General features: G+C 60.2%; 7 protein-coding genes. 3 read left to right on the top strand and 4 right to left on the bottom strand.

Annotated elements, in window-relative coordinates:
- The coding region (locus tag ACI2KB_RS25300) for an ATP cone domain-containing protein (RefSeq protein ID WP_404639141.1) at window positions 1-1461 on the bottom strand (1461 nt) is incomplete at its 3' end.
- A gap of 771 nt (window positions 1462-2232) precedes the next feature.
- Between ACI2KB_RS25300 and ACI2KB_RS25295 the strand changes: the two genes are divergently transcribed.
- Window positions 2233-2970 carry a response regulator gene (locus ACI2KB_RS25295; protein WP_404639140.1) on the top strand — a complete coding sequence of 246 codons (738 nt, stop codon included), beginning with the start codon at window positions 2233-2235 and terminating at the stop codon, window positions 2968-2970.
- A gap of 3 nt (window positions 2971-2973) precedes the next feature.
- Window positions 2974-4611, top strand: coding sequence for an ATP-binding protein (locus ACI2KB_RS25290; protein ID WP_404639138.1), 1638 nt, complete (start codon window positions 2974-2976; stop codon window positions 4609-4611).
- Between the two features lie 159 nt (window positions 4612-4770).
- On the opposite strand, the gene ACI2KB_RS25285 is transcribed toward ACI2KB_RS25290, so the two are convergent.
- The 3 genes from ACI2KB_RS25285 to rimO all read right to left on the bottom strand — a co-directional run bounded on the left by ACI2KB_RS25285 (window position 4771) and on the right by rimO (window position 7544).
- On the bottom strand, window positions 4771-5496 hold the full coding sequence (locus ACI2KB_RS25285; RefSeq protein ID WP_404639136.1) for a 4'-phosphopantetheinyl transferase: 726 nt from the start codon (window positions 5494-5496) through the stop codon (window positions 4771-4773).
- A complete protein-coding gene (locus ACI2KB_RS25280; protein ID WP_404639134.1) occupies window positions 5493-5984 on the bottom strand; it encodes a GNAT family N-acetyltransferase in 492 nt (163 codons plus the stop codon). Before ACI2KB_RS25280 ends, ACI2KB_RS25285 begins: the two co-directional genes overlap by 4 nt.
- A gap of 222 nt (window positions 5985-6206) precedes the next feature.
- A complete protein-coding gene (gene rimO, locus ACI2KB_RS25275) occupies window positions 6207-7544 on the bottom strand; it encodes a 30S ribosomal protein S12 methylthiotransferase RimO (protein WP_404639132.1) in 1338 nt (445 codons plus the stop codon).
- Window positions 7545-7815: 271 nt separating this feature from the next.
- On the opposite strand from rimO, the gene ACI2KB_RS25270 reads away from it, so the two are divergent.
- Window positions 7816-9714 carry a potassium transporter Kup gene (locus ACI2KB_RS25270; protein ID WP_404639130.1) on the top strand — a complete coding sequence of 633 codons (1899 nt, stop codon included), beginning with the start codon at window positions 7816-7818 and terminating at the stop codon, window positions 9712-9714.
- The last annotated feature ends 11 nt before the right edge of the window (window positions 9715-9725 follow it).

Below are 9725 nucleotides of genomic sequence, written 5' to 3'. Positions count from 1 at the left end.
ATGGATCCAGTTGGCTGTGTTCATGTCATGGGTTCGTCGACGGTCGTCACCGGTGTTCTTGCGCAGCTCGATGAACTCTTCGATGTCCATGTGCCAGGTTTCCAGGTAGGCACAGACAGCGCCTTTGCGCTTGCCACCCTGGTTAACGGCGACGGCGGTGTCGTTCACGACTTTCAGGAACGGTACGACGCCTTGGGATTTGCCGTTGGTGCCCTTGATGTAAGAGCCCAGCGCACGAACCGGGGTCCAGTCGTTACCCAGACCGCCTGCGAATTTGGACAGCATGGCGTTGTCGTGGATGGCGTGGTAGATGCCCGACAGGTCATCCGGAACGGTGGTCAGGTAGCAGCTCGACAGCTGTGGACGCAGGGTACCGGCGTTGAACAGGGTTGGGGTCGACGCCATGTAGTCGAAGGACGACAACAGGTTGTAGAACTCGATGGCGCGGTCTTCACGGGCTTTCTCTTCGATGGCCAGACCCATCGCGACGCGCATGAAGAAGATCTGCGGCAGTTCGAAACGCACGCCATCCTTGTGGATGAAGTAGCGGTCGTACAGGGTTTGCAGACCCAAGTAGGTGAACTGCTGGTCGCGCTCGTGGTTGATCGCCTTGCCCAGTTTTTCCAGGTCGAATTCGGCCAGAACAGGGTTCAGCAGTTCGAACTCGATACCTTTGGCGACGTACGCAGGCAGCGCCTTGGCATACAGGTCGGCCATTTCGTGGTGGGTGGCGCTTTCGGCGACGTTCAGGAAGCCCAGGCCTTCGGCACGCAGGGTGTCCATCAGCAGGCGTGCGGTCACGAACGAGTAGTTCGGCTCACGCTCGACGAGCGTGCGCGCGGTCATCACCAGAGCGGTGTTGACGTCTTTAAGCGCCACGCCGTCGTACAGGTTTTTCAGGGTTTCGTTCTGGATCAGCTTGGCGTCGACTTCGGCCAGCCCTTCGCACGCTTCGGTGATGATGGTGTTCAGACGACCCATGTCCAGCGGCGCCAGGCTACCGTCGTTGGCAGTGATACGGATCGACGGGTGAGCTTGAACCGGGGCTTCGCCGCCACGACCGGCACGCTCTTTGGAGCGGTCGTTACGGTAGATCACGTAGTCGCGAGCCACTTTTTGCTCGCCAGCGCGCATCAGCGCCAGTTCTACCTGATCCTGAATTTCTTCGATGTGGATGGTGCCGCCCGAGGGCATGCGACGCTTGAAGGTCGCGGTGACTTGTTCGGTCAGGCGGGCAACGGTGTCGTGGATACGCGACGACGCAGCGGCAGTGCCGCCTTCAACTGCGAGGAAAGCCTTGGTGATGGCGACGGTGATCTTGTCATCGGTGTACGCAACGACGGTGCCGTTGCGCTTGATCACGCGCAGCTGACCCGGAGCGGTCGCGGACAGGTCCTGCTGGGTCGCACCTGTCTGCGGCGCAATGGCCGGCGAGTTCTCGCGAGTTGTGTCTGTTTGCATGGGTCTCTCCACGTTCTCTATGTTTATTTGGGCACTGGTCAGTACCCACCGTTCCGTCTTGAAGCAAACGACCGACAAACGTCGGTGCGAGACTTCAAAGCGGTTGGGGAAGCTCTAAGGCACCATCCCTGGCGTTGAAGTCCGAGGCTGTGTATGAAAAGTCTTGATATTCGGTCCTGCTGCGTTGAAAACAGCCTTACCTTCTTCTCAAAACATTTCGTACAAAGCCCAAGGGCGCGGGTCGACCCGTCACCCAGATAAATCTGATGCAGAATGCTCGTTCTTTGTTGCAACACTCATACCGTTACGCGTAAATCCTGAAACGTTTGCTGGCCATCTCAATGGCAGCGGTCAGGCGGTAAAACCGGTGGTGATTCAGCCCTGTGGGCGCAAGAAAAAAGCTTGAAATGCCGCTGTCACTTGTGTTTGGTCTTTCGGCTCAAACCCTACATGTAGGGGGTGGCTCGGCGACGAGGTACAAGATTATGTGTTGGCGACACTAAATGCAACGTGTGTTCTGTGGATAACCCTGTGTGTAATGTGTGTGGGAATTGGGGAAATTGCGTGTAGGCCGCGTGGCGACTGGGATGAGCCGTCGATCGCTGTTTTTTACGGCTTTATTTAGACCAGACGGTTTTTTTGAGGGCGCGAAGGCGATCACAAAACAAGGCACTGGCAAATGGTTAGAATCGAGCGTAAAGGTGCCCCCTTTCCTGACTCTGGCCGCGTAGGCCTTCTATCTAATAAGAACAACGCAGGAGCACCACGACCTTGCAACAAGAACCCTGGCAGGTGCTGATCGTCGAGGATGACCTGCGCCTTGCTGAACTGACTCGCGATTACCTTGAAAGCAACGGCCTGACAGTGAGCCTGGAAGGGGATGGTGCGCGGGCGGTGAAGCGGATTGTGGATGAGCAGCCCGATCTGGTGATTCTTGACCTCATGCTGCCAGGCGAAGACGGCCTGAGTGTCTGCCGCAACGTGCGGGGGCAGTACGGCGGCCCGATTCTGATGCTCACGGCGCGCACCGACGACAGTGATCAGATTCAGGGCCTGGACATGGGCGCCGACGATTACGTCTGCAAACCCGTACACCCGCGGGTGCTGCTGGCGCGGATTCATGCCCTGTTGCGGCGTAGCGAACCTCTGCAAGTCCCTGCTCAGGAGCCGCGCCGTCTGGTGTTCGGCCCGTTGGTGGTCGACAGCGCCTTGCGTGAGGCTTGGCTTAACGAGCGCTCCATTGAACTGACCAGTGCCGAGTTCGACCTGTTGTGGCTGCTGGTGACCAATGCCGGGCGGATTTTGTCGCGAGAAGAGATTTTCACCGCCCTGCGCGGGGTGGGGTACGACGGGCAGGATCGCTCCATCGATGTGCGTATTTCGAAAATCCGCCCCAGAATTGGCGACGATCCTGTTCATCCGCGCCTGATCAAAACGGTGCGCAACAAGGGCTATCTGTTCGTGCCGGAAGCGGCCAGGGACATGCCCCCTTTCTTGCTCAACGGTTAAAGCATGAATTCCATCTTCTTGCGCATTTACGGCGGCATGCTGGGCGTTCTGGTGCTGGTCGCGCTGCTGGGCGTCCTGACCTTGCACGTTGCCAACACCGTGCGCGGCGAGCAGTACCGGGAACAGCTCGCCCACGGCACGTTCACGTTGATGGCCGACAACCTCAAATTGATGGACAGCATCGAACGCACCCGCGCATTGGCGGTGTGGGAGCGCTTGCTGGGAATTCCGTTGTCGCTGCAAACCGCTGAGCAGGCGCATTTGGAGGGCGGCACGCGCAACCGGCTGAGCCGCGGGCAGGTCGTGGTTGAACAGACCGGTCCCCATGCCGCGCGGGTGTTTCGCGAGGTTGAGCCTGCCGTGCCTGGCAAACCCGGCAGCGCGCTGCTACTGACCGGTGAAGTGCAGCAGATCAGCGAGCAACTGGCCCGGGCGACCATGTATCTGTTGCTGGACGAACTGGTGCGCCTGCCCGTCGATGAACAGCCGATCCGCCTGGAAACCCTGCGCATCAGCAAGGGCTTCGGTTTCGATCTGCACCTGATCAAGCTGGAGCAGACGGATGTCGATGACGATCAGCGCCGCCGTATCGACGAAGGCGACACGGTGATGGCATTGGGTAAGGGCGGCGATTCGATCCGCGTGCTATCGGGTGTAGGCGAGACCCCGTGGGTGCTGGAGATCGGTCCGCTGTATCAATTCAACCCCTATCCGCCGGAATTGCTGATTCTGATTACGTTTTTCGGTCTGTGCCTGATCGGCGTGGTGGTGTACCTGCTGGTGCGCCGTCTTGAGCATCGGCTGCGCGGGCTGGAAGCGGCGGCCACGCAGATCGCCCAAGGCAGTCTGGAAACCCGCGTGCCTGAAACCGGTGCCGATTCAGTGGGGCGCCTGGCCTCGGCGTTCAACGGCATGGCCGAGCATTTGCAGCGCTCGCTCACGATTCAGCGCGAACTGGTGCGCGCGGTGTCCCATGAACTACGAACGCCCGTGGCGCGCTTGCGCTTTGGGTTGGAAATGATCAGCGACGCCAGTACGCCCGAAGCGCGGCACAAGTACATGGTGGGCATGGATAATGACATTCAGGACCTCGACAAGCTGGTGGACGAGATGCTGACGTATGCGCGTCTTGAGCAGGGCTCGCCGACCCTGAACTTCCAGCGTATCGATTTGCAGGCGCTGATCGATCAAGTCATCACCGAGTTGGCACCGCTGCGGGCCAATGTGCGCGTCGGCCGTGGGCAATGCGTGGCGGTCATTGATGAGACTGAGATGTTCGCTGAAGCGTGGGTCGAAGCAGAACCTCGCTATTTGCACCGGGCATTGCAGAACCTGGTGAGCAACGCGATGCGCCATGCCGAATCCCAAGTCAGAATAGGCTTTCAGTTGGGTCAGGATCGTTGCCGAATCGATGTCGAGGATGACGGCCCTGGTGTGCCGGAAAGCGCATGGGACCGGATTTTCACGCCGTTCATGCGTCTGGACGACAGCCGCACCCGCGCCTCGGGCGGGCATGGGTTGGGCCTGTCGATCGTGCGTCGTATCGTGCACTGGCATGGTGGCCGGGCGTTGATCGGGCGTAGCGAGTTGGGCGGGGCGTGTTTCAGTCTGGCCTGGCCGCGTGAGCAACGTGACATTTAAACAGCGTTTGAACGGAGTCCGGGGTTGAATAATGACCCCTGTGGGAGCGAATTCATTCGCGAGACGGCGGTATGACCCATACATCTGCGTCGACCGAACCACCATCGCGAATGAATTCACTCCCACACGGGGATCTGCGTATGCCGATGTATTTCGGGTTCACTTCGCAATCGCCACAAGGCTCAACAACTGCCCATCCCGCACGCTGAACTGTGCATCCAGTTCCTTGCCGTCATGCCATTCCTCTGACAAGTCGATCTTCAATCGCAGGCGTGCGCGGCTGTCGTGCGACCAGTCGAGCAATTCGGCGTCTTCGAAATAGAAGCGTTTGAGCACAAGGGGGTAGAGCGCCTTGAACAGCGCTTCCTTGAGGGAAAAGGTCAGGGTGACGTGTAAGGCAATCTGGTGCTCTGGCCCGGCCGCCATACGTTGCAGCTCATCGGCGGTGAGGATTTCCCCGGCCAGTCGCGAGGCCCGCTCGCTGCTCATCAGTTGCTCGACATCCATCCCCAGTCCGCGCCAGTGTTGCTTGCTGGCCACGATGGCCGCAGCCCAGCCGGTGCTGTGGGTGATCGAGCCGCACAGGTCGCCCGGCCAGACAGGTGCCCGGTCCTCGCCGATTGGCGGCACATGCTGACGACCATCGAGCAGGCGCATGGCTTCTCGGGCGCACAGGCGCCCGGCGAGAAATTCGGTCTGCCGCTTGGCCACGGAGCGTTGAATGCTGGCGGGCGGTTCGATCAGGCAGTGCTGAAAGTCGCCTTCGGCCAGTTGGTGTGGGTCGAAGGCGCTGCTGACCAGCACCACATTGTCCAGCGCATGAGGCAGCGGCCAGTGGGCGGTGAGGGCGGCGCAGCAACGAGGGAGTGTCATCGGCTCGGTCATGGTCGGCAGGGTGCGGGTGTGGGAAGTGGGGGGCAGCGCGCGGATTTGAGTTTCATGCGCAGCATCGGATAGGGACGCCCCAATCCGTCGACCTTCGAACGTCCAACGACCTCGAAGCCTTGCTTTTCATAGAAGCCCAGTGCCTGCGGGTTTTGCTCGTTGACGTCCAGCTCGCTGACATCGAAGTGTTCGATGGCGTAGTTCAGCAGCTTTTTGCCCAAGCCCATGCCGCGATACTCCGGGGCGATGAACAGCATCTCCAGCTTACCGGGGCTGGTACCGCCGAAACCGGTGATGTGCAGCTGGGAGTCGCGGGTGCAAAACAGGTTCACCGCATCGAGGTACTGGGTCTCCAGCAAGTTTCTGAGCAGTGTGATGTAGTTTTCCGGCAGAAAATCGTGAGTCGCGCGGACCGATGCTTCCCAGACACGAGTCAGTTCGGCGTAGTCGTGCGGTTTCGGCTGGTAGATGACCGAATGATGGGTCATGTCGCCTCTTCTCCTTTTTTATCGTGGTCCTGATATGGAGACGATAGCCGGAAAAACAAACCCCGCCGTTTGACGGGCGGGGTTGTTGAGCGGGCGATCTCGGCTGGACGCTGCCCTTGTGGGAGCCGGCTTGCTGGCGAACGCGGTATGTCAGTCCCTGAGATATTGATTGATCCACCGCTTTCGCCAGCAAGCCGGCTCCTACAGGAGAAAATTTCCCCGTCAGACCGGCTCAGCCCACAGGTCGTACTCATCGGCATCGACCACGCGACACAGGATCTTGTCGCCGGGCTTCAGATCACGATCGCTTTCAACGAACACGTTGCCGTCGATTTCCGGCGCGTCGAAGAACGAACGGCCCACGAAGCCTTGCTCGTCTACTTCGTCAATCAGGACTTCGATTTCCTTGCCGATCTTCATCTGCAGGCGTGCAGCGCTGATGGCCTGCTGGTGCGCCATGAAGCGATCCCAGCGTTCCTGTTTCACGTCATCCGGCACGACCGGCGCATCCAGCAGGTTGGCAGGGGCGCCTTCAACCGGCGAGTACTGGAAGCAACCGACGCGATCCAGTTGCGCTTCGGTCAGCCAGTCCAGCAGGTACTGGAAATCTTCTTCGGTTTCGCCGGGGAAGCCGACGATGAACGTCGAGCGAATGATCAGGTCCGGGCATTGCTCGCGCCATTTCTTGATGCGTGCCAGGGTTTTGTCTTCGAAGGCCGGGCGCTTCATCAGCTTGAGGATCTTCGGGCTGGCGTGCTGGAACGGAATGTCCAGGTACGGCAGGATCTTGCCCTCGGCCATCAACGGGATGATCTCGTCGACGTGCGGGTACGGGTAGACGTAGTGCATCCGCACCCAGACGCCCAGCGAACTCAAGGCCACACAGAGCTCCGTCATGCGGGTTTTCACCGGCTGACCGTTCCAGAATCCGGTGCGGTATTTGACGTCGACGCCATAGGCGCTGGTGTCCTGGGAGATGACCAGCAGCTCTTTGACGCCCGCCTTGACCAGACGCTGGGCTTCATCCAGCACATCGCCCACCGGACGGCTGACCAGCTTGCCGCGCATCGACGGGATGATGCAGAAGCTGCAACTGTGATTGCAGCCTTCGGAAATTTTCAAATAAGCGTAGTGACGTGGGGTCAGCTTGATGCCTTGTGGTGGTACCAGGTCGATCAGCGGGTTGTGATCGAGCTTCGGCGGCGCTGCGTCGTGCACGGCGTTGACCACTTGCTCGTACTGCTGCGGACCGGTCACGGCCAATACGCTCGGGTGCACGTCGCGAATCACGCTTTCGTCCACGCCCATGCAGCCGGTCACGATGACCTTGCCGTTTTCTGCGATGGCCTCACCGATGGTGTCCAGCGATTCAGCCTTGGCGCTGTCGATGAAGCCACAGGTGTTCACCACGACCACGTCGGCATCTTCATAGGTCGGCACGACCTGATAGCCTTCCATGCGCAGCTGAGTGAGGATGCGCTCCGAATCGACGAGCGCCTTCGGGCAACCCAGAGAAACGAAACCGACCTTGGGGGCGGCAGGCGTGGTAACGGTGGACATTGACTAACCTCGGTGTAGGTATGCCGAGGCGACTGGCCTGGGCATCGACTGGACGCTTGGGGCGCCTCTGATCAAAAAGTGCGCAATTCTAGCGATGAGCGCCGCGATTGACCAGCGTTATACCGAGAATTACGACGAGTGCTGCGCTATGCTTCGCGGCGTTGAACCCGGCGGCCCTTGTCGGCCGGGTTCATCGGAATTAACCGGTAAGTGGCAGGTCCATCGGACAGCCGCCTATCGCGTGCTCGAGTCATGGTTTCAGGAGTGGTAAATGGGTCACGCAACGAGTCAGGCAGAGACCGGGCATTCTTCAGTCAAACCCTTGAGTTTGCTGGTGGGGGCGGTGGGGGTCGCGTATGGCGACATCGGCACCAGCCCGTTGTACACGATCAAAGAAGTCTTTGTGGGCGGCTACGGCGTACAGGCCGGGCATGACGCGGTGCTGGGGATCCTGTCACTGATTTTCTGGGCGCTGGTCTGGGTCGTGTCGTTCAAATACATGGCGTTGGTGCTGCGTGCCGACAACGACGGCGAGGGCGGCATCATGGCCCTGACGGCGCTGGCGCGTCGCGCGTCGGCGAAGTTTCCGAAGTTGCAGGCGGCGATGATCGTCTTCGGTCTGTTCGGTGCCGCGCTGTTCTATGGCGACAGCATGATCACTCCGGCCATTTCGGTGCTTTCAGCCGTTGAGGGCATGGAGCTGGCGTTTGACGGCCTGGATCACTGGGTCGTGCCGATTGCCTTGATCGTGCTGGTGGCGCTGTTTCTGATTCAGCGCCACGGCACAGCGCGTATTGGCGTGATGTTCGGGCCGATCATGGTGCTGTGGTTCGTCACCCTGGGTGTACTAGGCATTCATGGCATCATTCAGCAGCCTGAGGTGCTGCACGCGGTCAACCCGGTCTGGGCGGTGCGTTTCTTCATCGATCATCCGGGGATTGGCGTTGCTGTGCTGGGCGCGGTGGTGCTGGCGTTGACCGGTGCCGAAGCGCTGTACGCCGACATGGGCCACTTTGGCCGCAAGCCGATTTCCCGCGCCTGGTTCGGTCTGGTACTGCCTGCGCTGGTGCTCAACTATTTCGGCCAGGGCGCGTTGGTGATCGAAGACCCCGAGGCCGTGCGCAACCCGTTCTACCTGCTCGCGCCAGGCTGGGCGCTGCTGCCACTGATCGGTCTGTCCACGCTGGCGACCATTATTGCGTCCCAAGCGGTGATTTCCGGCGCGTTCTCCATGACGTTGCAGGCGATTCAACTGGGCTACATCCCGCGCATGTACATCCAGCACACCTCCAGTGACGCTCAGGGCCAGATTTACATCGGCGCGGTGAACTGGTCGCTGATGGTCGGTGTGATCCTGCTGGTGCTGGGCTTTGAATCCTCCGGCGCGCTGGCCTCGGCTTATGGCGTGGCGGTGACCGGGACCATGCTTTGCACCACGATTCTGGTGGCATCGGTCATGTTGCTGGGCTGGAAGTGGCCACCCATCGTCGCGGTGCCCATTCTGCTGGGCTGCCTGTTCGTCGACGGCCTGTTTTTTGCTGCCAACGTGCCGAAAGTGGTGCAGGGCGGGGCCTTCCCGTTCCTGGCGGGTATCGCGTTGTTCATCCTGATGACCACTTGGAAGCGCGGCAAGCAGTTGCTGGTGGAGCGCATCGACGAGGGCGGCTTGCCGCTGCCGATTTTCATCAGCAGCATTCGCGTGCAGCCGCCACATCGGGTGCAGGGCACGGCGGTGTTTCTGACGGCCCGCCCCGACGCCGTGCCTCACGCACTGTTGCACAACATGCTGCACAACCAGGTGCTGCATGAGCAGGTGGTGTTGTTGACCGTGGTCTACGAGGATACCCCGCGTGTCCCGACGGCGCAGCGTTTCGAGGTCGAGTCTTATGGCGAAGGTTTTTTCCGGGTGATTCTGCACTTCGGCTTCATCGACGAACCGGACGTTCCGGCGGCGCTCAAACTCTGTCATCTGCCTGATCTGGATTTCAGCCCGATGCGCACGACCTACTTCCTGAGCCGTGAAACCGTGGTTTCCACCAAACTGGCCGGGATGGCTCGCTGGCGCGAAGGGCTGTTCGCCTTCATGTTGAAAAACGCCAATGGCAACCTGCGCTTCTTCAAGCTGCCATACAACCGGGTGATCGAGTTGGGGACGCAGGTGGAGATGTAAACCGTGAGCGA

Source organism: Pseudomonas sp. NPDC088444 (genome assembly GCF_044900175.1).
Lineage (GTDB): Bacteria > Pseudomonadota > Gammaproteobacteria > Pseudomonadales > Pseudomonadaceae > Aquipseudomonas.
This window is presented reverse-complemented; position numbering and strand designations above follow the sequence as displayed.

Coding starts and splice junctions, on each gene's coding strand:
- ACI2KB_RS25270 (WP_404639130.1), top strand. CDS start 7,816: ATGGGTCACGCAACGAGTCAGGCAGAGACCGGGCATTCTTCAGTCAAA.
- ACI2KB_RS25285 (WP_404639136.1), bottom strand. CDS start 5,496: ATGACCGAGCCGATGACACTCCCTCGTTGCTGCGCCGCCCTCACCGCC.
- rimO (WP_404639132.1), bottom strand. CDS start 7,544: ATGTCCACCGTTACCACGCCTGCCGCCCCCAAGGTCGGTTTCGTTTCT.
- ACI2KB_RS25280 (WP_404639134.1), bottom strand. CDS start 5,984: ATGACCCATCATTCGGTCATCTACCAGCCGAAACCGCACGACTACGCC.
- ACI2KB_RS25290 (WP_404639138.1), top strand. CDS start 2,974: ATGAATTCCATCTTCTTGCGCATTTACGGCGGCATGCTGGGCGTTCTG.